The organism is Vogesella fluminis, assembly GCF_014652335.1.
Lineage (GTDB): Bacteria > Pseudomonadota > Gammaproteobacteria > Burkholderiales > Chromobacteriaceae > Vogesella > Vogesella fluminis.
Window position 1 is genome coordinate 158635 of the sequence record NZ_BMYP01000001.1, and the last position, 22841, is coordinate 181475.

Consider the following 22841-nt stretch of genomic DNA (forward strand, 5'->3'; position numbering starts at 1 on the left):
GTTTGGTGGCCGACAACGATTTTTAGAGGAGAGACTCCCATGACCGACCCGCGTTTTGACCCCTCCCGCGTGATCCGTGCCCCGCACGGCACCGAACTGCACTGCAAGAACTGGATCGCCGAAGCGGCCTACCGCATGATCCAGAACAACCTCGACCCGGACGTCGCCGAGAACCCGCAGGCGCTGGTGGTGTACGGTGGCATCGGTCGTGCCGCGCGCAACTGGGAGTGCTACGACCAGATCCTGGCGTCGCTAAAAGACCTGAACGAAGACGAAACCCTGCTGGTGCAGTCCGGCAAGCCGGTCGGCGTGTTCAAGACCCACGCGGGCGCCCCGCGCGTGCTGCTGGCCAACTCCAACCTGGTGCCGAAGTGGGCCAACTGGGAACACTTCAACGAGCTGGACCGCAAGGGCCTGTTCATGTACGGCCAGATGACCGCCGGCAGCTGGATCTACATCGGCTCGCAGGGCATCGTGCAGGGTACTTTTGAAACGTTTGTTGAAGCCGGCCGTCAGCACTACAACAACGACCTGTCCGGCAAGTGGATCCTCACCGCCGGCCTGGGCGGCATGGGTGGCGCACAGCCGCTGGCCGCGACGCTGGCCGGTGCCTGCTCGCTGAACATCGAATGCCAGCAGAGCAGCATCGACTTCCGCCTGCGCACCCGCTACGTCGACAAGCAGGCGCGCGACATCGACCACGCGCTGGAACTGATCAAGGAACACACGTCCCGCAAGGAAGCGGTCTCCATCGCACTGTTGGGCAACGCCGCCGACATCCTGCCGGAGCTGGTGAAACGCGCCAAGGCCGGCAGTATCAAGCCGGACCTGGTGACCGACCAGACCTCCGCCCACGACCTGATCAACGGCTACCTGCCGATCGGCTGGACCGTGGAACAGTGGAAAGACGCGCAGACCAAGCCGGAACTGCACGCCCGCCTGACCGACGAAGCGGCGCAGAGCTGCGCGGTGCACGTGCAGGCGATGCTGGACTTCCAGGCCATGGGCATCCCGACCGTGGACTACGGCAACAACATCCGTCAGGTCGCCTTCGACAAGGGCGTGAAGAACGCGTTTGATTTCCCGGGCTTCGTGCCGGCCTACATCCGTCCGCTGTTCTGCGAAGGCAAGGGCCCGTTCCGCTGGGTGGCGCTGTCCGGCGATCCGGAAGACATCTACAAGACCGACGCCAAGATCAAGGAACTGTTCCCGGACAACAAGCACACCCACCGCTGGCTGGACATGGCGCGCGAGCGCATCAGCTTCCAGGGCCTGCCGGCACGCATCTGCTGGCTGGGCCTCGGCGAGCGTCACATCGCCGGCCTGGCCTTCAACGAGATGGTGAAGAACGGCGAGCTGAAGGCCCCGATCGTGATCGGCCGCGACCACCTGGACACCGGTTCGGTCGCCAGCCCGAACCGCGAAACCGAAGCCATGAAGGACGGCACCGACGCCGTCTCCGACTGGCCGCTCTTGAACGCGCTCTTGAACACCGCCGGCGGCGCCAGCTGGGTATCGCTGCACCACGGTGGCGGCGTCGGCATGGGCTACTCGCAGCACTCCGGCATGGTGATCGTGGCTGACGGCACCGACGCCGCCGCCGAGCGCCTGGCGCGCGTGCTGGTCAACGACTGCGGCTCCGGCGTGATGCGCCACGCCGACGCCGGCTACGAGCAGGCCATTGCCGCCGCCAAGCGCTTCGGCCTCAAGCTGCCGATGATCAAGTAAAGCCGTACCCTGCGGCCAACGTTGGCCGCAGGGGCCAGATTTTTTGCCACGAAAACCACGAAAGGACATGGAAAACCTTTTTTAGCCACAGAATCCACAGAAGGCACAGAAAAATACGGAAACCCGCCATCGACCGCAGATGGTTTTGTTTTTCTTCCGTGTTTTCCGTGGATTCCGTGGCTAAAAAAAGGTTTTGTTCGTGTTATTTCGTGGTTTTCGTGGCCGACAAATAAGGTATTCATCATGACCACCATCACCATCACCCCGGGCAAGCTGACACTGGCCCAACTGCGCCTGATCGCCCGTGACGCCTCCGTGCAACTGGCACTGGACCCGGCCGCCCACGCCGCCATCGACGCCTCCGCCGCCACCGTGGCGCGCGTGCTGGCCGAAAACCGCACCGTGTACGGCATCAACACCGGTTTCGGCCTGCTGGCCAACACCAAGATCGCCCCGGACGAGCTGGAACTGCTGCAGCGCTCCATCGTGCTGTCGCACGCCGCCGGCATCGGCCAGCCGATGAAGGATGCCACCGTGCGCCTGATCATGGCGCTGAAGATCAACTCGCTGTCGCGCGGCTTCTCCGGCATCCGCCGTCTGGTGCTGGAAGCGATGATCACCCTGTTCAACAAGGGCATCTACCCGGTGATTCCGCAGAAGGGTTCCGTCGGCGCCTCCGGCGACCTGGCCCCGCTGTCGCACATGAGCGCGGTGCTGATCGGCGAAGGCGAAGCCTTCGTGAATGGCGACCGCGTACACGGTGGCGACGCGATGCGCGCCGCCGGTCTGGAGCCGATCGTGCTGGCCCCGAAAGAAGGCCTCGCGCTGCTGAACGGCACCCAGGCGTCCACCGCCTTCGCGCTGGAAGGCCTGTTCGCCGCCGAAGACCTGTACGTGGCCGCCTCCGTCGCTGGCGCCATGTCGGTGGAAGCCGCCCAGGGCAGCCGCACCCCGTTCGACGACCGCATCCACCAGGTTCGCGGCCATAAGGGCCAGATCGACGCCGCCGCGCAATACCGCGCGCTGCTGGGCGCCGGCTCGCAGATCGCCGACTCGCACGCCAACTGCGGCAAGGTGCAGGACCCGTACAGCCTGCGCTGCCAGCCGCAAGTGATGGGCGCCTGCCTGACCCAGATCCGCCAGTCGTCCGACGTGCTGCTGGTGGAAGCCAACTCCGTTTCCGACAACCCGCTGGTCTTCGCCGACGACAACGACATCCTGTCCGGCGGCAACTTCCACGCCGAACCGGTGGCCTTCGCCGCCGACAACCTGGCGCTGGCGATTGCCGAAATCGGCTCGCTGTCCGAACGCCGCATGGCGCTGCTGATCGACAGCAACCTGTCCAAGCTGCCACCGTTCCTGGTGAACAACGGCGGCGTGAACTCCGGCTTCATGATCGCCCAGGTGACCGGCGCGGCACTGGCCTCCGAGAACAAGTCGCTGGCGCACCCGGCGTCCGTCGACAGCCTGCCGACTTCCGCCAACCAGGAAGACCACGTGTCGATGGCGACCTTCGCCGGCCGCCGCCTGCGCGACATGGCCGACAACACCGCCGGCATCCTGGCCGTCGAGCTGCTGGCCGCCTGCCAGGGCGTGGACTTCCGCGCCCCGAACAAGGCCGCCGACGCGCTGGAAAGCGCCAAGGCCATGCTGCGCGCCGAAGTGTCGTTCTACGACAAGGACCGCTACTTCGCGCCGGACATCGAAAAAGCCTGCGCGCTGATCCAGCGTGCCGAGTACAACCGCTTCGCCATCGACGGCCTGCTGCCGTCGCTGTAAGGGTGGGCTAGTGTAGTGCTGCGTTCTTGATGGAACTTGAAATCAGCTTGAAACCCGCATGGATATTGGTTTTCATATGTTTCAAATAGCGTGAAACACTACACTAGCTTGCGGCCAACGTTGGCCGCAACATGATGTGAACAAGGGCAAGCCTGATGAGGGCTTGCCCTTTTGTCATGGGTGCGATGTATGATGTTCGGGTTGGCCGGTTGGCGCTGAGTGCAGCGAAGCCCAACACATAGCGTGGGCCAATCGTAGGTCGGGTTAGCGCAGCGTAACCCGACACGACTTGCGGCCAACGTTATCGGTAAGGGGCCTGCGGCCAACCTTTTCCGTGCCGGCTCCGGCCTGTTTTCCTTGCGATGTGGCGGAATGCCCCTGCGGGCTTCCGTCATGCGTGCGGACCGGCCGATTGCCGCTGCGCCCGCGGTCAGCCGTCCTCGTTTTTTTCCTCCTGGAACATCTGGCGCAGCTGCTCGCGCAGTTGCGGGGTGTCTTCGTAGCCGTGTGCGGCGATGGCGTGCTGCACGGCGGCCGTCAGCAGTTCGTCGCTGCTGTCGGCAGCAATCGACACGGTGCATTGCGAGCCGGGAAAGGTCCGGCAGTCGATGTATTTCCTGGCCATGATGGTCTCCTGTTCCCTTGATGTGCAGTCAGGGGCGATCCTGCATCACAGGCGCCGTGCTGCCTCGCCAGGGCCGTCGGGCTTGTCGTTAACAGGCAAGGGCGCTGTCGTCCGGGAGGCTGTTTTTTCTTGTTGGCACCACCGTTATAGCACCTTTGCCCGCATTTTCGGCCGGCCCGGACAGGGCGGGCGGGCGGGTATCGCCATCGTGCCGCTCATGGGTGTGCCGGCATAACGCGGCACGCCGGATCCGCCACCTGCCGGGGCGAGTCTTGGCCGCATGCGATCGGGGTGCCGTCTTTCCATGCGCCGGCCATGGTCCCGGCGCATCGCCTATGCTGAGAGCACGGCATGCGGTTCCTGCCGTGTCACGCAAAGGCGCCCGTATATGATGAAGAACCCCGCGGATGAAGCCGGGAGCGCCGCCCCGGCCGTTCCCCGTCGCGTTGAGGTGGCAGGCCTGTCCGAAATGTCCCCGGCGTATTTCGGCATGACGATGGCTACGGGCATCGTCTCGCTTGCCGCGCACGTGATGCACATGCCCGGGGTGGCAAAGGCGCTGTTCCTGCTCAATGGCGTCGTCTATGTCGTGCTGTGGGCGCTTACGCTGCTGCGTATCGTCCGCTATCCGCGCCGGGTTTTCGAGGACTTGATCGATCACTTGCGCGGGCCGGGGTTTTTCACCACGGTGGCGGGCACGTCGGTGCTCGGCAGCCAGTTCGTGCTGCTGGCGGGGCAGTATCGTATCGCCACGGTGCTGTGGGCCGGCGCGGTGCTGCTGTGGATCGGGCTGACCTACTCGATCTTCACCGGTTTCACGATCAAGGAGAACAAGCCGCCGCTGCAGCAGGGCATCAGCGGCGGCTGGCTGCTGGCGGTAGTGGCCACGCAGTCGATCGCGGTGCTGGGTGCCTTGCTGGCGGCGCGGCTGGGGCAGCCCGGCAGGCTGGAGATGAACTTCCTGGTGCTGTCGATGTGGCTGTGGGGCGGCATGCTCTACATCTGGATGATGTCGCTGATCTTCTACCGCTATGTGTTCTTCCAGTTTTCTCCGGCGGATCTGTCGCCGCCGTACTGGATCAACATGGGTGCGATGGCGATCTCGACGCTGGCAGGATCGCTGCTGCTGCTGAACTCGCGCGATGCGCCTTTTCTGCTGTCGCTGCAGCCCTTCATCAAGGGCTTCACCATTTTTTACTGGGCGACGGGCACGTGGTGGATACCCATGCTGCTGATCCTGGTGATATGGCGCCACGGCTACCGGCGTTTTCCGCTGACCTACGACCCGCTGTACTGGGGGGCGGTGTTCCCCCTGGGCATGTATACGGTCTGCACGCACCAGATGATAGAAGCGATGGGCTTCGGGTTTCTGCGCTTCCTGCCGGATACCTTCGTCTACATCGCACTCGCGGCGTGGATGACGGTGTTCACGGGCTTTGTCCGCTCGCTGCTGCGGCACTGGCGGCACGGAGGCCCATAACGCGGCAAGCGGGACAGGATCAGCGCCGCGCGATCAGCACGATGCCGGCGCCGATCAGCAGCATGCCCAGCAGCTCGTCGGGGCGCGGCCATTCGCCCAGGCTGCAGGCGGCCATCGCCACCGCCAGCACCGGGATCACCAGCGCATTGAAGCTGAGGGTGGACGCCGGCAGGCGGCGCAGCAGCCACAGCCAGGCCAGCCAGCCGACCGCGCTGGAGAACACGCCGGAGTACACCATGCCCAGCACGAAGGCCGGCGACCAGCGGATGGCGGCAAAATCGGCAAACGGCAGCAGCAGGGCCATCGGCAACAGGGCGATCAGCGCCTGCCAGCCGGAAAAATTCAGGCTGTCCAGCTGGCCGCGCTGGGTAGCACGCTTGGACAGCACCGAGCCCAGTGCCCAGAACAGGCCGGCCAGCACCGCGCACAGCATCGGCAGCACGCCGCCGTGCAGCTGCCACGGCGCCACGATCAGCATCAGCCCGGCAAAGCCGGCCGCCATCGCCCGGCGCGCATTGCGCGAGAACGGCTCGGCCAGCAGCCAGCGCGACAGCAGCGCCACCCAGAACGGCATGGTGAACACCAGCACCGAGGTGCGCCCGGCGGCGCCGGCCACCAGCGCCAGCGTCACCGCCAGCCCGTACAGGAAGTTGCTGGACAGCCCCACCTGGCAGGCGTCGCGCAGCCGCTGCGGGCGGATGCCGTGGCCGCGCGCCAGCAGTACGCCGAATAGCGTCACGCTGCCGATGGCGGTGCGGATGATCAGGTGGGTGATCGGCGTGGCGGCCTGCAGCGTTACCTTCATCACCACGTAGTTGTATGCCCACATGGTCACCAGCCCGGCGAACAGCGCATACGGCAGCCAGCGGCTGGCGGTCAGACTGGCGGAAAGGTTGGCCGCAAGGCGGCGGGCGGGATTGAGGGTGCTCATGTGGCGGCTCCGGTAGCGGGCATGTGCCCGATGCGATGCCCACAGTGTAGAAAGCCCGCCGCTGCCGCCTGCTGCGTTATCATGCACCACAGCGCAGCCAGGCTGCTTTTCAATGCACTTCAACGCAGGAATCCTGACATGCTGGATGCTTACGACCGCAAACTGCTGGCACTGCTGCAGGAAGACGCACGCCAGACCCACGATACGCTGGCCGAGGCGGTCAGCCTGTCGCCCACCGCCGTCACCCGCCGCCTGAAGCGGCTGCGCGGCGAGGGCGTCATCCAGCGCGAGGTGGCGCTGGTGGACCCGGCGCTGTTCGGGCGCAGCCTGCGCCTGGTGGTGAACGTGATGCTGCAGCGCGCGCAGGCGCCGCTGGTGGACGCATTCAAGGCGGCGATGGAGGCGGCGCCGGAGGTGATGGAGTGCTACAACGTGACCGGGCGGCCGGATTTCGTGCTGATGGTGCTGGTGCGCGACATGGGCGACTACGAACGCTTCGCCCGCGCCCACCTGATGAACAACCCGCATGTGCGCGAGTTCGAATCGCTGGTGGTGATCAATACCTGCAAGTATCGCACCGCGGTACCGACCGATCCGGGCTGAACGCCGCTAACAAAACCCCTGATCCTGCGTTGCGCCTCCTTGCCGTACTACGTGTACTGTCTGCGTCGGCGCGCCTTGGCTCAGGTGCGCTGCGAGGTTTTGTTAGCGGCTCTGAACGGCGGCCGGCAATGAATGCGGCCAACCTTCAAGGTTGGCCGCAATGGTGCCGGGCCGCGCCCGGGCCCTGTTCAAGGTCGCGCCGCGGCTCAGTCTTCGTGCAGCAGCGCGTGCTCGATCTCGGAGAAGGCCTGCGGCACGCGGATGAAGTTCAGCGAGATGCCGAGCCGGCGCGCGATGTGCGAGGTGGAAAACAGGCCGCACACTTCCAGGTGCTTGCTGCTGCCGTTCAGCTCCACCACCAGCGCGTGCTGGCGGCCGGTATGTTTCATGGTGGCGATCAGCTGGCCGATGCTGGCATGCGCCACCTCGGCCATGTCCAGCGCCTCCAGCTCGCGGCGCGGCGTCATCACGTCGGAAACCAGCAGCTCCTTGCGCTGCTTGCCGCGCTCCTGCGTGCATTTCAGTGGCCGCTCGCCGAGCACGTCGGAGGCGGTAAGCAGGCCGGTCAGTGCGCCTTCGCGGTCGGTGACGAACAGCAGGCGGATGCCGTGGCTGACCATGCGCTCGTGCGCGTCGTGCAGCAGTGCGTCCTCGCAGATGCTGACCGGGTCGATCACCTTCAGGTCGGTCATCACCTCCAGCGCCGGGCTTTTCAGCGTCAGCGCGCGCTGCGGACGCTGCTCGACGTGGATCAGGTCGGTGGTTTGCGGCAGGGAAAGGGTGCTCAGGGCTTGGTACTGGGTGTCCATGGCGGGTGCTCCTCGTCGGGATTCTGGTTTTGCCGCACGCCGGCTACGGCATGCCGGCGGCGGGGCACGATACCGGGACGACATGATCACGCCTCCCCATTGGCGCCCCGGTGTCTTTATCTAAGCATGCTTTGCCGGCAGCCGGCGTGCTTTTTCCGGTCTTCGCCGCGGCTTGTTTCCGTCTTTTGGCGTATCGGCAACAGTCGTTGCCGCCCGTATACTGCTAGAATCCGTTACCGCCTGCTGCCGCCGCCCGTGGCCGTAACAGGCTGTGGTCCTCATGCCGGTGCTGCGCAGCCCGGCCGAGGATTGCAGATTCCCGCCCCGTGTATTTCAGGATCACCCGCCATGACCGCCATTACCGATTTCGCCAGCCTGCTGGCCGCCGCCCGTGCCCAACCCACCCCGCAGCGCCTGCTGTTCGCCTTTTGCGAACGCCGCCTGCATGACGATCACACTCCGCAGGAAGCAGAGCGCTTCGCCGCCGGCGAGGGCGGCATCCTGCAGCCCATCCTGTGCGTCGACAAGACCCCGGCCGAGCTGGGCGATTTCGCGCAGCTGGCGCAAGATGCCGATGCGCTGGACAAGCGCTGGCAGCTGGTATTCGTCGCCGCCATCGACAGCAACAGCAGCGCCGATGCCGACGGCCCGCTGAAACGCATGGTGCAGACCATCCAGACCGGCGGCGACGTGGCGCGTTACCTCGCGTTCAACCGCGACGGCGCGCTGCTGCAGTTCCTGTAAACAGCATCATCGTGTCGAACGGCCCGGGCAGGGGTTCCCCTGCGGCGGGCCGTTTTTGCGTGCGTACCGGCACACGGCCGGCCGCATCAGGAACGGGGATTACGCGTTCTCCGCCGGCAACTGCGCCAGCAGCTGCTGCAGCGCCGCGTGCAGCGCGCTCACCGCGCCGTCCATGTCCCAGTCGTCGTGCCCCGGCTGCACCACGTTGGAGATGGCGCGCAGCTCGATGAAGGGCACGTTTTCCTGCTGGCAGACATGGAAGAAGGCGGCGCCCTCCATGTTCTCGATCTCCACCTCGCTGCTGTCCACGAACGGCGCCAGCGCCGCGTTCAGCGACAGGCTGCGCGCGCGGCGCAGCGTGCTTGCCGCCGGCAGGTGCGGGCAGTGCAGCGTATGGCGGCGCTCGAACGCCATCTCCAGCGGCAGCTGCGCCAGATGGGTAAAGCCCTGCGGCGTGAAAAAGCCGAGATCGCCCTCCACTTCCGAACTGACCAGCACCACCTCGCCGATGGCCAGCCCGGCCTGCGGATACATGCCGGCGATGCCGGCCAGGATCAGCAGCGCCGGCCGCTGCTCGCGGATCACCTTCAGCGTGGCGTAGGCGGTGGCGGTGAGGCCGACGCCGCTGATCACGGTGTCGACGCCGGGGTGCTGGAACTGGCGCGCCTCGGTGGCGGTGGGAAACAGGATGCAGATGCTCATGGCGGCTCGCGGGCGGGTGACAAGGGACAGCCGCCACTATAGCGGCCGGCGCGGCCGGGCGGCAGCCTGAATTTAGTGGTGTTCTTTTCAGGAATTTGAGCCATTACTGAATAATCCCGTTTGCCGGTGCCATCGCCATGGCCGATCCCGCCAAGACCCGACTGCCGTCCTCCTTCGTCCGCCTCGGCCAGCCGCTGCCGGTCGATGTCTACCACGAGAGCGGCATCCTGCTGCTGAAGAAGGGCCACTACGTGCTGACCCCGGAGCAGCGCGAGCGCCTGCTCGCCGCCGGCCACGGCGACAGCGAGGCGGTGGCGGCACGGCTGGAACGCGAGCAGCAGGAACGCGCGGTGCGGCGGCAGCAGGACAGCCTGGTGCAGCCGTGCAATCCGCTGGTGGAGTTCGAATTCCTGCTGCACCGCACCGAGGGCCTGCTCTGCCACGGCCTGGCGGTGCGCGGCCTGGGCAGTGCGCTGCACGAGGTGCTCGGCTGCCTGCTGGAGCTGAGCCAGCGCCTGCCGGACGGCATGCTGGCGGCCAGCCTGCTGCTGGACAGCCGCCTGCCCGCCGCCGCGCACGGGCTGCGGGTGGCGACCACGCTGGCGGTACTCGGCCGCCGTCTGGGGCTGGACGCGGCGACGCTCTACAGCGCCTGCGGCGCGGCGCTGACCATGAACATCGCCATCGTCGGCCTGCTGGGCAAGCTGCGGCAGCAGGACGAGCCGCTGAGCGAGGCGCAGAGCGCGGCCCTGCTCACCCACCCGGTGACCGGCTCCGCCATCCTGCGCGAGGCCGGCATCGACGACGAGCTGTGGCACAGCCTGGTGCAGCGTCACCACGAAAAGCCGGACGGCAGCGGCTACCCGCAGGCGCTCTGCGGCGACGAGGTGCCGCCGCTGGCGCGCCTGCTGGCGCTCTTGGACCAGATCGGCGAACAGGTGGAGAGCGGACGGCTATTGCCGTCGCAGGCGCTGGCGACGCTGTTCCGCGATCCGGCCGGCGGCCACGATCCGGCGCAGCTGGCGGCGCTGGTGAAGGAGCTGGGCGTGTACCCGCCGGGCAGCTTCGTCGAGCTGGCCAGCGGCGAGATCGCGGTGGTCACCTACCGTGGCGACAGCGCCAACACGCCGCGGGTGGCGGCGCTGCGCCGCCGCGACGGCCCGCCCTACGCCGAGCCGCTGCTGCGCGATACCCGCCAGCTGTCATTCCGCATCTGCAAGGCGGTCGGCCGCGGCAGCACCGGCGTCAAGCCGGCCTACCTGATCCGGCTGTGGCAGCGGCGCTGAGACGCTGTTTCCGGCGCAAGGTTGGCCGCAAGCCTTGCCGATCCATTGCTTCGTGTCACGACACCCCACTCAGGCGCCGCGCAGCACCAGCCGCGGCTGCCAGCGCAACACCGCGCTGGCGGCGACGCCGGCCAGCAGCGCCCACAGCGGTGCGCCGATGCCGGCGATGCTGACGCCGGAGGCGGCCACCACGAAGGTCAGCAAGGCCGCCTCGCGCTGGCTGTCGTTACCCAGCGCCGCGCTCAGCGACGAGGCCAGGGTGCCGAACAGCGCCAGCGCCGCCGCCGCCATCACCAGCGCCTTGGGCAGCACCAGCAGCAAGGCCACCAGCGAGCCGCCTACCGCCGCCACCAGCAGGTAGCTCAGCGCGGCGACCACGCCGGCCTTCCAGCGTTGTTGCGGATCGGGATGGCACTCGGGGCCGGTGCACATCGCCGCGGTGATCGCCGCCAGCACCACGCCGTGGCCACCGAACGGCGCCAAGAGCAGCGACACGCCGCCCAGCAGGCTGACCGGCACCCGCGCCGGCAGCGCGTAGCCGTCGTTCTTCAGCACCGCCATGCCGGGCAGGAACTGGCCGGTCAGCGCCACCAGCGCCAGCGGCAGCGCGATATTGCTCAGGCCGGCGACGCTGAACTGCGGCGTGGTCCACAGCGGGCCGCTGGCGGTGGCGGCCAAGGTCGGCGTGGCGGCAAAACCGCCCTGCAGCGCCAGCAGCACGCAACCGAGCAGCAGCGCCGCCATCAGCGCGTAACGCGGCCACAGCCGCCGGCCGGCGAAGAAGGCCAGCGCCATCGGCAGCACCAGCGCGGCGTGATCGCGCGCCGCCGGCACCAGCTCCACCACGAAGCGGAACAGGATGCCGGCCAGCAGCGCGGCGGCCAGCGCCGGCGGGAAGCGCTTCATCAGCGCGTCGAAGGCGCCGCTGACGCCGACCAGCCACACCGCGAGGCCGGCCAGCACGAAGCCGCCGACGGCCTCTGGGTAGGACACGCCGGGCAGGGACGCCAGCAGCACCGCGGCGCCGGGCGTCGACCACGCGGTGATCACCGGCATCTTCCAGCGCCACGACAGCCACAGCCCGGCGACGCCGGAGCCGAGCGACACCGCCCACAGCCACGAGGCCAGCTGCGCCGGGCTCAGGCCGGCCTGCTGCGCGGCGTGCACGATGATGAGAAAGGGGCCGGTGTAGCCGACGGCGATGGTCAGCACACCGGTGATCAGGGTCGACGGGGGTAGGTGTTTGAACATGGTAGTCCTCAGGGTCTGTTGACGTTTCGTTTGTGGATCGCGTTTGGGTCAAAACCAGTCTGGAACAAGGCGCAGCACGCGCCGTGCAGTTGTTCTGCACCAGCGGGCTGCAACGCCGGGCCAGGCCGGTTTTGGCCCAAACCCACAGGGCCGGGCGATTTTTCCGCCCCGGCGGCGTTGCCGAGCGCTCGCGTAGCCGACTACGCGTCGCGCTCGACGCCTTGCCGGGGCGAAAAACCCGCTCCGGCGCGACCGCAAACGAAACGTCAACAGACCCTAGGTCAGAGGCCGCCGCCAGCCGCGCATGGGTGGTGCGGTGGGCGGCATCCGGCGTCGGTGGACGCTGCCGGTGCGGGTAGCGCGGCAACCGGACTGCCGTGGTGTTGCCACTGTACGGCGTGTCGTTGCGGCCAACCTGCCACAGCCGGCTACAACAGGCTGGCGCAGCGCGCCGCTGTTCTATATAACAGCGGAATGGACCCGACCATCCTCCCCGTTTACCGCCACATCGCCAATACCCTGACCGCCAGGCTGGACAGCGGCGAATTCCCGCCCGGCAGCCGCCTGCCGGCGGTGCGCGCGCTGGCCGCCGAATTCGGCGTCAACACCCTCACCGCGCTGGCCGCCTACCGCTATCTGGAACAGCAGCAGCGGGTGCTGGCGCGGCCGCGCGCCGGCTACTTTGCCGCGCTGCCGGCGGCGCCGTCATCGCCCGGAGCCGCCGCGCCGCTGCCCAGCGCCGCGGCACTGGTCGATGTCAGCAGCCGCATGTCCACCCTGCTGCAGCTGGGCGACGAGCGCATCCACACCCAGCTGCACATGGCCGAAGCCGCCGCCAGCCTGTATCCGGCCGCCGAGCTGGCGCGGCGCCTGCAACTGACGCTGACGCGGCAGCCAGAGCTGATCGGCGCCCATCTGCCGGCCGGCGAACAGCGCCGGCTGCTGGCGGCGCTGGTGCGCCTCGGCGCCGAGCGCGGCCTGGCGCTGGACGAGGGCGGCATCCTGCTGACGCATGGTATTACCGAGGGCATCAGCCTGGCGCTGCGCCACCTGACCCGCCCCGGCGACACCGTGGCGGTGGAAACGCCGGTCTACTTCGGCCTGTTGCAGACGCTGGAAGGGCTGGGGCTGAAGGCGCTGGAGATCCCGTGCACGCCGCAGGCCGGCCTGTCGCTGGAGGCGCTGGAATTCGCGCTGCACCACGGCCCGGCGGTGAAGTGCCTGGTGTGCGTGCCCAACTTCCAGAACCCGACCGGCGCGCTGATGCCGGACGACAGCAAGAAGCGGCTGCTGGCGCTGGCGCGCAAGCACGGCGTCACCATCATCGAGGACGACGTGTTCGGCGACCTGCACTACGGCAACCAGCGGCCGACGCCGCTGAAGGCGTGGGACCGCGACGGCGAGGTGATCTACTGCGCGTCGTTCACCAAGAGCTTCGCGCCGTCGTTCCGCCTCGGCTGGCTGGCCGCCGGCCGCCACCACGACGCGCTCTCAAGGCTGTGCGCCAGCAGCACGCTGGTGTCGTCGCCCTTGCTGCAGGTGGTGCTGGCCGACGTGCTCGACAGCGGCGACTACGCGCGCATCAGCCAGCGCCTGCGGTTGCAGCTGGCCGGCCAGATGACGGCCACCGCCGATGCGGTGTTGCGGTACTTTCCGCGCGGCACCCGCGTGCGGCGGCCGCAGGGCGGCGTGGTGCTGTGGGTGGAGTGTCCGGAGACGGTGGACAGCACGCGCCTGTTGCAGCGCGCGCTGGCGGAGGGCATCAGCTTTGCGCCCGGGGTGGCGTTCTCGGCAACCCCGCGTTTCGGCCACTGCCTGCGCATCAATTGCGGCCAACCTTTCACCCCGGCGCTGGCGGCGGCGATCGCGCGGCTGGGGCAGCTGGCGCTGGCGGGCTGAGGCGGCGTAACGGTGGCGGCCAGGGTTGGCCGCAGGCCTCAGCGGAAGCTGGCGGGCACGATGTGGTAGCGCGCCAGCTTGTCGTACAGCGTCTTGCGCGCGATGCCGAGCGCGGCGGCGGCGGCGGCGACGTCGCCCTGCTGCGCGCGCAGCGCCTCGCGGATGGCCTGTGCCTCGAACTGCTCCACCCGCTGCGGCAGGCTGTGGCAGTCGTCGGCAGCGCCGTCGTCCAGCCCCAGCACGAAGCGTTCGGCGGCGTGCGCCAGTTCGCGCACATTGCCCGGCCAGCGCGCCGCCATCAGGCTGGCCAGCCGCGCCGGCGGCAGCGGCGGCACCGCGCGCTTGAAGCGCTCGGCGGCGCGGGCGCAGAAGTGGGCGAACAGCAGCGGGATGTCGTCGGCGCGCTCGCGCAGCGGCGGCAGGTGCAGCGTCACCACGTTGAGGCGGTAGTAGAGATCGGCGCGGAACTGGCCGGCGTCGCTGGCGGCCTTGAGGTCGATCTTGGTGGCGGCCACCACGCGGCAGCGCACCGGGATGGCGGTGTTGGCGCCCAGCCGCTCCACGCTGCGCGTTTCCAGCACCCGCAGCAGCTTGGCCTGCAGCGGCAGCGGCATGCCCTCGATCTCGTCCAGGAACAGGGTGCCGCCGTCGGCGTACTCGATCTTGCCGATGCGGCGGCGGCTGGCGCCGGTGTAGGCGCCGGCCTCGGCGCCGAACATCTCGCTCTCGAATACGCTTTCCGGCAGCGCCGCGCAGTTGATGGCGACAAAGTGGCCGCGCGCCTGCGGCTTGGCCTGGTGCAGCGCGCGCGCCACCAGCTCCTTGCCGCTGCCGGTCTCGCCGAGGATCAGCACGTCGGCATCGGTGTCGGCAATGGCGGCCAGCGTGCTCTTGAAACGGCGCATCGCCGGCGCGTCGCCCAGCAGCAGCTGGCCGCCGTCGTGGCTGGCCAGCGACTGGCGCAGGCGGCGGTTTTCCAGCTGCAGGCTGCGCTGCGCCAGTGCGCGGTGCACCGCGTCCAGCAGCCGCTCGCGGCTCCACGGTTTCTCGATGAAGTCCCAGGCACCGCCCTGCATCGCCTGTACCGCCATGCCGATGTCGCCGTGGCCGGTAACCAGGATTACCGGCAGGTCGGCGTCGCGCTGGCGCAGCGCGGCGAGCAGCGCGCGGCCGTCGCTGCCGGGCAGGCGGATGTCGCTGATCACGATGGCGGCCGGGTCGGCGGCAAACTGTGGCAGCGCGGCTTCGGCGCTGGCGCAGGCGTGCACGCGGCAGCCGGCCAGTTCCAGCGTCTGGCTGGTGGCGTCGCGCACCGCGTCGTCGTCTTCGACCAGCAGGATATAGGGTTGACTCATCGGGTGTCCGTCACGGTCAGGGGCAGGCGCACGCTGAAGCAGGCGCCGCCACCGGCAAGGTTGGCCGCGTCGATGTCGCCGCCGGCGTCGCGCACGATGCCGGCGACGATGGCAAGGCCGAGTCCGAGGCCGCTGCCATAGGACTTGGTGGAATAGAAAGGCTCGAACACCCGCGCCGGATTGTCCGGCGGCAGGCCGGGGCCGCCGTCGCTGATCTGCAACTGAACTTCGTCGGCGTACAGGCGCACCTGCAGCAGGATATCGCGCTGTGCGGCGTCGCCCAGTGCGTCGGCGGCGTTGCTGACCAGGTTGCCGATGATCTGCTCGGCGGCCAGCGCCTCCAGCGGCAGCGGGCACGGTTGCGGCATGTCCCAGCACAGCCGGGCGCGGGCGGCGGCCAACCGTGGCGCCAGCGCCGCGTCCAGCGTTGGCCGCAGGCTGGCCAGGTCGCAGTGGCCGCGCACCGGGCGGCGGGTGGCGAACAGCTTCAGCTCGGCGGTCATCGCGCCCAGCTTGTCGGTTTGCCCGATGATGCGCTCCAGGTTGGCGTCGGCCTGCTGCGTGCGCCCCAGCGTCAGGAACTGGCGGGTGTTGTCGGCAAAGCTGCGCAGTGCCGCCAGCGGCTGGTTCAGCTCGTGGGCGATGCCGGTGGCCATGCGCCCCAGCGCCGCCAGCTTGCTGCTCTGGATCAGCTCCGCCTGCGCCGTGCGCAGCGCGGTCTCCGCCTGGCGCTTGTCGTTGATCTCGGCCTGCAGCCGCAGGTTGGCGCTGGCCAGCTCGGCGGTACGTTCCGCCACGGTGCGCTCCAGTGTCAGCTGTGCGGCCAACCTTTCGCGCAGCCGTTTCAGTCGCAGCCGCGCGTACAGCGCCGCCAGCGTCAGCGCCAGCAGCGCGAGACCGGTGACGGCGGCGCTGAGCCAGGCGCGGCTGCGCGCCTCGGCGAGGTCGCCCATCAGCCGCATCTGCCAGTTCAGGCGCCCGATCGCGCGCGATACCACCAGGTAGTCGTGCTCGCCGATGGCGACCTGCTCGCGGCTGCGCCAGGCAAAGGGCAGCGGCAGCAGCGGCGAGGTGTAGTACTGGCGGGTAGCTTCCAGCCGCGTGCGGGTGGCCTGGGACAAGGGACCGAGGGTGGCGAATTTCCAGGTGCGGCGCGCGGCCAGGGTCACCACGCCATGTTGATCGGTAACCAGCATTTTTTCGCCACTGTCGGTCCACGCCGCTTCCAGCGGCACCAGATCGATCTTGGTGACGACCACGCCGGCAACGCGGCCGCCCAGCCGCACCGGCCGCGCGATGAACATGCCGGGCAGGCGGGTGGTGGCGCCAACGCCATAGAAACGGCCGGTGTTGCCGGCCAGTGCGGCACGAAAGTAGGGACGGAAAGCATAATTATTGCCGATCAGGCTGTCACTGCTCAGCCAGTTGCTGGACGCCAGCGTGGTACCGCGCGCGTCCAGCAGGAATATCTGCGCACTGCCGGCCTCGGCGTTGACCGTCGCCAGGTAGCGGTTCAGCTCGTCGCGTAGCTGCGGGTTGGCCGCATCGGCCAGCATGCGTGCCAGCTTGGGTTCCAGCGCCACCACAAAGGGCAGTGCCTCGAAGCGCTCCAGCTCGGCGTTGAGCGTGGCGCTGTACAGCGCCAGCCGCTGCGACAGCGCCTCGCGTTGCGCGGCGATGCTGTTCTGCCAGCTGAGATAGCCGGCCAGCGCGCCGATCATGACGATGGCAGCCGCGGCCGCCAGCAGCCGCATCAGCGGGCGCGGCACGGGCAGCGGCGGCAGCGGGGCCGCGCTCATCGGCGGCCGGCGCCGGGCGGGCGCGGTGGCGGGGTCATCGGGCGGCATCCTCCTCGCGACAGGCGCGGATCTCGGTGGGGGTGGCGGCGGCCGGCAGCCAGTCGGCCAGTGGCCGGCACGGCTGGCCGGGCAGGCACAGCCGGTAGTCGGGGCTGTAGGCGCTGCGCACCAGGCTCAGCTGTGCCACCTGCAGCCGGGGATGATAGCGCCAGCGCCCGCCTTCGTGTACCGCGCCGTCCGGGATTTCCATGCCGGCACCGCTGCCCTTGACCCAGGCGGTGGCGAGGGTCAGCGTGTCGCTGCCGACCTGCCAGTCCTCCTGCCAGTCTATCTTCTCGATGCTGTGCAGCCAGACCAGCGAAAAAGCCGATACCGCCAGCTTGATGCTGGCGCCACCGGCGCTCAGGCACAGTGCCACCTCAGGCGCCCTGCAGCACGGCGTGCTGGCGGTGGCGGTAGCGGTGCCACAGCGCGAACACCGCCGCCAGCGCGAAGCCGGCCTCGTCGGTCACCGGCAGCGCCAGCACCAGCGCGCAGGCGGCGGCAAAGGCCAGCGCGCGCTCGGCCAGCGTCAGCGGTTGCAGCCAGTAGTCGATGGTGACCACACCCCACAGGCTCACCGCCAGCAGCGCCTTGAAGAAGGCGTAGCCGGCAGCCAGCCAGTCCGCCTCACCGCCGAACTGCAGCATCAGCGCCGGCGAGTACACCGCCATATAGGGCACGATGAAGCCGGCGATGGCGATCTGCACCGCGCGGATGCCGATCTTGAGTCCGGATTCACGCGCGATCGGCGCCGCGGCGAAGGCCGCCAGCGCCACCGGCGGGGTGAGGTCGGCCATGATGCCGAAGTAGAACACGAACATGTGCGACACGATCAGCGGCACGCCCAACTCCAGCAGCGCCGGCGCGGCGATGGCGCTGGTGATGATGTAGTTGGGAATGGTGGGGATACCCATGCCCAGCACCAGGCAGGTGAGCATGGTCAGCACCAGCGACAGGAACAGGCTGTGGCTGCCCAGCTGCACCACGTAACCGGCGAAGGTGGTGGCGATGCCGGTGAGGGTGATGCTGCCGATGATGATGCCGACCAGCGCGCAGGCGATGCCGACCGGCAGCGCGTGCATGGCGCCGTCGACCAGCGCCGCGTGGGCGGTGTGCAGCACCGTACGGTCGCTGCGGCGCAGCCACAGCAGCACCGCCAGCACGGCGATCAGCGCCATCGGCACCACGATGCCGGCCTTGACGAAGCCGGCGGCGAGCAGGCCGAGTCCGAGCCAGAACAGCACGCGCAGCGGCGTGCCCTTGATACGCAGCGCCAGCGCCGAGCCGAAGATCAGCAGCACGGTCAGTACCAGCCCCATCATGCCGGAGAACAGTGGCGTGAAGCCGGAGAACAGCAGGTAGACCAGCCCGGCCAGCGGCAGCAGCAGGTACCACTGCTCCTTCACCGCGCGCCACGGGTCGGGGCACTCGGCCTTGGGCAGGCCCTTCAGCCCGGCGCGGCCGGCCTCCAGGTGCACCATCAGGAAGGTGGTGAAGAAGTAGAGGATGGCCGGCACCAGTGCCGCCTTGCAGATTTCCAGATACGGCACGTTGATGGTTTCGGCCATGATGAAGGCCACCGCGCCCATCACCGGCGGCATGATCTGGCCGCCCATCGAGCTGGTAGCCTCCACCGCGCCGGCAAAGTCGGCCTTGTAGCCGAACTTCTTCATCAGCGGGATGGTGAACTGGCCGGTGGTGACCACGTTGGCGACGCCGGAGCCGTTGATGGTGCCCATCAGGCCGGAGGAGATCACCGCCACCTTGGCCGGGCCGCCCCTGGTGTGGCCGACGGTGCCCAGCGCGAAGTCGTTGAACAGGCGGATCATGCCGGCCTGCTCCAGGAAGGCGCCGAACAGGATGAACAGGAAGATGTAGCCGGAGGAGACATAGGTCGGCGTGCCGTAGATGCCCTCGGTGCCGATCGCCATCTGGCCGATCACCTGGTCGAGGCCGTAGCCGCGGTGCGCCAGATCGCCGGGCAGGTACTCGCCGAACAGCGCGTAGCCGAGGAAGGCGAGGCAGATCAGCGGCAGCGCGGCGCCCATCACCCGCCGCGCGCCCTCGAACACCAGTACGATGCTGGCGATGCCGATCGCCATGTCGGCACCGGTCATCTCGCCGGCGCGCAGGATCAGCTCGGCCTCGAACAGCCAGTGGTAGAACGCCAGCGCGAAGCTGCCCAGCGCCAGCAGCAGGCTGACGGCACCGGTCTTGCCGCCGCGTTCGCCGCGCACGTTGTAGAGCTGGAAGACCAGCAACAGCAGGAAGCCGACGTGCAGCGCGCGGACCACGCTGCTGGAGAGCGGGCTGAACGCCGCGGTGATGATCTGGAAGCTGGAAAAGGCCAGCGCGGCCCACATCACGCTGCGCGGCAGGCTGGCCGCGCTCGATGTTTCTGACATGACAATACTCCTGCAAAACGCTGGAAATGGCGGCCACAAGGCGCGGGCACGGCAGGGCAGGCAACCCCCGTTGCATTACCCCCGCCCTGCCGCACCCGCCTTGCGGCCAACCTTGGGACTTACTTCAGCAAGCCCGCCTCGCGGTAGTACTTCTCGGCACCCGGATGCAGCGGCATCGGCAGGCCCTTCAGCGCATTGGCCGGATTGAAGGCCTTGATTGCGGCATGGGCGTTGGCCAGCACCGGCAGGTTGGCGAACAGCTGTTTGGTCATCATGTACACCACCTCGCCAGGCACCTTGTCATGGGTGACCAGCAGGTTGTTGATCGCCACCGTCGGCAGCGCGGCCGGCTGGTCGTCATAGGTCTTGGCAGGGATGTGCACCGCCTGGTAGGCCGGGTCGCCGATTCTGGCCACGATATCGGCCGGCACCGCGACGAAGTTCACCTTCAGCGCGTTGGACAGGTCGCGGATCGAGGCCACGCCGAGGCCGGCCGACTGCAAAGTGGCATCCAGCTGGCGGTTCTTCATCAGTTCCACCGACTCGCCGAAGGGCAGGAATTCCACCTTGGCGAAATCCTTGTAGCTGAGGCCGGCGGCCTTGAGGATGGTACGTGCGTTCAGCTCGGTGCCGGACTTGGGCGCGCCGACGGAGATGCGCTTGCCCTTGAGGTCGGCCAGCGTTTTGATGCCGGATTCGCTGCTGGCCACGATCTGGATGTAGTTGGGGTAGATCGAGGCCACCGCGCGCAGCTTTTTCAGCGGCTGCGGGAAGCCGGCCTCGGCGTCGCCCTTCCACGCGTCGGCGGCGGCATCGGCGAGGGTGAAGGCGATCTCGCCGCGACCGGTCTGCAGCAGGTTGAGGTTCTCGGCCGAGGCCTTGGTCGACTGCACCGAGACCTTGGCGTCCGGCAGCGCCTTGCCGTACAGCTGCGACATGGCGACGCCGACCGGGTAGTACACGCCGCTGGTGCCGCCGGTCAGCACGTTGATGAATTCCTTGGCCTGCGCCAGCGGGGTCAGGGTCAGCAGCAGCGAGCCGGCGGCGATGGCCAGTTTGCGGGATGGTTTCATGTCTCTCTCCGTTTTCGGGTTGTGTTGTGCGAAAGCGCGACAGACTATGCACGCCGCGTGCCAGCGGCCGTCAGCAACGATATTTTCGTGCAATGCGTTGATTTGCAAGGCAAAACAATCGTGGCGCAGTTTTGCCGCAGGCGGCGCATTCTGGGGTTCCGCATTTTCGCCTGTCATGAGTGCGGAAATCCGCACACCGGCTGCAGCCCGGCTTTACCCCCGCCCGGCATCGGGGTAAAACAGCGCCACAACAACGGAGACAGCGATGGAAAAAGTCGATTGCGTAGTGATAGGCGCCGGGGTGGTGGGGCTGGCGGTGGCGCGCGCGCTGGCGCAGGAAGGCCGCGAGGTGATCGTGCTGGAGGCGGAATCCGCCTTCGGCCAGCACACCTCCAGCCGCAACAGCGAGGTGATCCACGCCGGCATGTACTACCCGGCCGGCAGCCTGAAGGCGCTGCATTGCCTGCGCGGCAAGCAGCTGCTGTACCGGTACTGCCGCGAGCGCGACATCGGCCATCGCCAGACCGGCAAGCTGATCGTGGCGGTGGACGAAAGCGAGATGCCGCGGCTGGTGGCGCTGCAGGAAAAGGCGCTGGTCAACGGCGTGACCGATCTGACCTGGATGGATCGCCGCGTGCTGGCCGAGGTCGAACCGGCGCTGCAGGCACATGCGGCGCTGTATTCGCCCAGTACCGGCATTGTCGACAGCCATGCGCTGATGCTGTCGCTGCTGGCCGACGCCGAGGCCGCCGGCGCGGTGCTGGCGGTGCAGTCGCGCGTCAGCGGCGGGCAGGAGACCAAGGACGGCATGCTGCTGTTCGTCGACGGCATGGAGCTGCTGGCCGGCACCGTGGTCAATGCCGCCGGCCTCACCGCGCACGTGCTGGCGGCGAAGATGCGCGGTGTTCCACATGAAACCATCCCGCGCGTGCGCTACGCGCGCGGCGTGTACTTCACGCTGTGCGGGCGGCATCCGTTCTCGCACCTGATCTACCCGCTGCCGGAGCCGGGCGGCCTCGGCACCCACCTGACGCTGGATCTGGCCGGCCAGGCGCGCTTCGGCCCGGATGTGGAGTGGATCAACCACATCGACTACCGCGTCGATCCCGAGCGCGTCGACGGCTTCTACCACAGCATCCACCGCTGGTGGCCGCAGCTGCCGCAGGGCGCGCTGTCGCCCAGCTACAGCGGCATCCGCCCCAAGGTGCTCAACGAGGATAAACCGGAGGGCGACTTCCTGATCCAGGGCCAGGAGGGCCACGGCATCTGCGGCCTGATCAACCTGTTCGGCATCGAATCGCCCGGCCTCACCGCCTGCCTGTCGCTGGCCGACGAGGTGCTGCGCCGCTGCCGCCAGTACTGGTGAGCGGCAAACAGGCTCATGGCTGCACCGCGCTGCCGTAGCGGGTGAAGATCGCCTGGTACTGCGGGCTGGCCCTCAGCGCGCGGATGCGGGCGTCCACCCGCGCGCGCAGGCCGCTGTCGCGGAACAGTATCCCGGCTTCCTTGGGTGGCAGCAGCGGGTAGATGCGCAGCGGCGGAACATGATCCTGTGCCGCCGGGTACAGCTGCCGGCGCTGCCATTCGAAGATCAGCCGGTCACAGAGGATGACGTCGACGCGGCCGGCCAGCAGGTTGCCCAGCTGGTGACCCTGGTTGCCGATTTCCAGATAGTTGCCGTCGGCCAGTGCCAGCAGGCGGTCATAGCCGGCCGGCAGCGAACTGCCGGCACCATCCCAGGCCATCACCCGCCAGCGCACCAGATCGCGCAGGTGGTCGATTTCCAGCTGGCGGCGGCCGAGCGCGACCGCGATGTTGTCGAAGCTGTGCAGGGGCTGGCTGATGCTGCCATTGAGCTGTTCGTCTTGTTGCTGTTGTTGGCCGATGTCGTACAGCGCATCCAGCTGGCCGCGACGGTAAGCCTGCAGCCGCCGCGCGTAGGGCTGCTGTACGGTGTGCAGCTGCAGACCCTCGGCCTGCAGTGCGCTGCGCAGCAGCTCGATGGCGATGCCGGTGCGGCCGCCGGCCTGTACCCACGGTGGAATAGCCTCCGGGAAGCCGACGTGCAGGGTACGCGCGACGCAGGCACCGCTGCCGCCCAGCAACAGGCCGAGCGCCAGGGCGGCGGCTTTAAGCAAAGACCAGCGCACTGTCCGGCACCTCCGCCGCGTCGCCCGGTTGCAGCGTGCCACAATTGCGCGCGATCACGTTCACGCCGCAGCACACGCCCTCCGCCAGGCGGCAGGATCTCAGCGGATAGGTGAATAGTTGGATAAGGACCATGACGGCTTCCGGGCACAGGATCGAAGCGGCAAGCTTAGCCGCAGTGC

Annotated in this window: 20 protein-coding genes; 8 read left to right on the top strand and 12 right to left on the bottom strand. The window is 68.3% G+C overall.

Annotated elements, in window-relative coordinates; genetic code table 11:
* Positions 1-39: 39 nt before the first annotated feature.
* A complete protein-coding gene (hutU, locus tag IE083_RS00740) occupies positions 40-1728 on the top strand; it encodes a urocanate hydratase (protein ID WP_189351724.1) in 1689 nt (562 codons plus the stop codon).
* Positions 1729-1971: 243 nt separating this feature from the next.
* A complete protein-coding gene (hutH, locus tag IE083_RS00745; RefSeq protein WP_189351725.1) occupies positions 1972-3507 on the top strand; it encodes a histidine ammonia-lyase in 1536 nt (511 codons plus the stop codon).
* A gap of 430 nt (positions 3508-3937) precedes the next feature.
* Here the strand turns inward: hutH and IE083_RS00750 are convergent, their stop codons facing one another.
* Positions 3938-4132, bottom strand: coding sequence for a DUF1059 domain-containing protein (locus IE083_RS00750; RefSeq protein ID WP_189351726.1), 195 nt, complete (start codon positions 4130-4132; stop codon positions 3938-3940).
* Positions 4133-4520: 388 nt separating this feature from the next.
* Here IE083_RS00750 and IE083_RS00755 point away from each other — a divergent pair, with 388 nt between their 5' ends.
* The gene (locus tag IE083_RS00755) at positions 4521-5612 is read left to right on the top strand and encodes a tellurite resistance/C4-dicarboxylate transporter family protein (protein WP_189351727.1); all 1092 of its coding nucleotides are present in this window, start codon (positions 4521-4523) and stop codon (positions 5610-5612) included.
* A 19-nt stretch (positions 5613-5631) separates the two neighbouring features.
* On the opposite strand, the gene IE083_RS00760 is transcribed toward IE083_RS00755, so the two are convergent.
* On the bottom strand, positions 5632-6543 hold the full coding sequence (locus IE083_RS00760) for a DMT family transporter (protein ID WP_189351728.1): 912 nt from the start codon (positions 6541-6543) through the stop codon (positions 5632-5634).
* A gap of 138 nt (positions 6544-6681) precedes the next feature.
* On the opposite strand from IE083_RS00760, the gene IE083_RS00765 reads away from it, so the two are divergent.
* Entirely contained in the window at positions 6682-7146 is a 465-nt protein-coding gene (locus IE083_RS00765) for an Lrp/AsnC family transcriptional regulator (RefSeq protein WP_189351729.1), read from the top strand.
* A gap of 206 nt (positions 7147-7352) precedes the next feature.
* Here IE083_RS00765 and IE083_RS00770 read toward each other — a convergent pair whose 3' ends face one another.
* Entirely contained in the window at positions 7353-7955 is a 603-nt protein-coding gene (locus IE083_RS00770) for a CBS domain-containing protein (protein ID WP_189351730.1), read from the bottom strand.
* Between the two features lie 348 nt (positions 7956-8303).
* Between IE083_RS00770 and IE083_RS00775 the strand changes: the two genes are divergently transcribed.
* Complete coding sequence (locus IE083_RS00775; RefSeq protein ID WP_189351731.1) at positions 8304-8699, top strand: ribonucleotide reductase subunit alpha; 396 nt, start codon at positions 8304-8306, stop codon at positions 8697-8699.
* Between the two features lie 99 nt (positions 8700-8798).
* On the opposite strand, the gene IE083_RS00780 is transcribed toward IE083_RS00775, so the two are convergent.
* Positions 8799-9401, bottom strand: a complete 603-nt coding sequence (locus IE083_RS00780; protein ID WP_189351732.1) for a phosphorylase family protein — start codon at positions 9399-9401, stop codon at positions 8799-8801.
* Between the two features lie 137 nt (positions 9402-9538).
* Here IE083_RS00780 and IE083_RS00785 point away from each other — a divergent pair, with 137 nt between their 5' ends.
* Positions 9539-10687 (top strand): HD-GYP domain-containing protein, encoded by a 1149-nt coding sequence (locus IE083_RS00785; RefSeq protein WP_189351733.1) that lies wholly within the window; start codon positions 9539-9541, stop codon positions 10685-10687.
* A 69-nt stretch (positions 10688-10756) separates the two neighbouring features.
* Here IE083_RS00785 and IE083_RS00790 read toward each other — a convergent pair whose 3' ends face one another.
* Positions 10757-11938, bottom strand: a complete 1182-nt coding sequence (locus tag IE083_RS00790) for a benzoate/H(+) symporter BenE family transporter (RefSeq protein WP_189351734.1) — start codon at positions 11936-11938, stop codon at positions 10757-10759.
* Between the two features lie 474 nt (positions 11939-12412).
* On the opposite strand from IE083_RS00790, the gene IE083_RS00795 reads away from it, so the two are divergent.
* The gene (locus tag IE083_RS00795; protein WP_189351735.1) at positions 12413-13837 is read left to right on the top strand and encodes an aminotransferase-like domain-containing protein; all 1425 of its coding nucleotides are present in this window, start codon (positions 12413-12415) and stop codon (positions 13835-13837) included.
* A gap of 38 nt (positions 13838-13875) precedes the next feature.
* On the opposite strand, the gene IE083_RS00800 is transcribed toward IE083_RS00795, so the two are convergent.
* The 5 genes from IE083_RS00800 to IE083_RS00820 all read right to left on the bottom strand — a co-directional run bounded on the left by IE083_RS00800 (position 13876) and on the right by IE083_RS00820 (position 20511).
* Positions 13876-15192, bottom strand: coding sequence for a sigma-54-dependent transcriptional regulator (locus IE083_RS00800; RefSeq protein WP_189351736.1), 1317 nt, complete (start codon positions 15190-15192; stop codon positions 13876-13878).
* Positions 15189-16991, bottom strand: a complete 1803-nt coding sequence (locus IE083_RS00805) for a sensor histidine kinase (RefSeq protein ID WP_189351737.1) — start codon at positions 16989-16991, stop codon at positions 15189-15191. The genes IE083_RS00800 and IE083_RS00805 overlap by 4 nt, the downstream gene beginning before the upstream one ends.
* 34 nt (positions 16992-17025) lie before the next feature.
* Complete coding sequence (locus IE083_RS00810; protein WP_189351738.1) at positions 17026-17409, bottom strand: DUF1850 domain-containing protein; 384 nt, start codon at positions 17407-17409, stop codon at positions 17026-17028.
* Between the two features lies 1 nt (position 17410).
* Positions 17411-19438 (bottom strand): TRAP transporter permease, encoded by a 2028-nt coding sequence (locus IE083_RS00815; RefSeq protein WP_189351739.1) that lies wholly within the window; start codon positions 19436-19438, stop codon positions 17411-17413.
* Positions 19439-19557: 119 nt separating this feature from the next.
* Entirely contained in the window at positions 19558-20511 is a 954-nt protein-coding gene (locus tag IE083_RS00820; RefSeq protein WP_189351740.1) for a TAXI family TRAP transporter solute-binding subunit, read from the bottom strand.
* A gap of 265 nt (positions 20512-20776) precedes the next feature.
* Here IE083_RS00820 and IE083_RS00825 point away from each other — a divergent pair, with 265 nt between their 5' ends.
* The gene (locus IE083_RS00825) at positions 20777-21877 is read left to right on the top strand and encodes an NAD(P)/FAD-dependent oxidoreductase (protein ID WP_189351741.1); all 1101 of its coding nucleotides are present in this window, start codon (positions 20777-20779) and stop codon (positions 21875-21877) included.
* Positions 21878-21890: 13 nt separating this feature from the next.
* Here IE083_RS00825 and IE083_RS00830 read toward each other — a convergent pair whose 3' ends face one another.
* Positions 21891-22661 carry a substrate-binding periplasmic protein gene (locus tag IE083_RS00830; protein WP_189351742.1) on the bottom strand — a complete coding sequence of 257 codons (771 nt, stop codon included), beginning with the start codon at positions 22659-22661 and terminating at the stop codon, positions 21891-21893.
* Positions 22642-22794 carry a hypothetical protein gene (locus IE083_RS00835; RefSeq protein ID WP_189351743.1) on the bottom strand — a complete coding sequence of 51 codons (153 nt, stop codon included), beginning with the start codon at positions 22792-22794 and terminating at the stop codon, positions 22642-22644. The genes IE083_RS00830 and IE083_RS00835 overlap by 20 nt, the downstream gene beginning before the upstream one ends.
* Between the last annotated feature and the right edge of the window lie 47 nt (positions 22795-22841).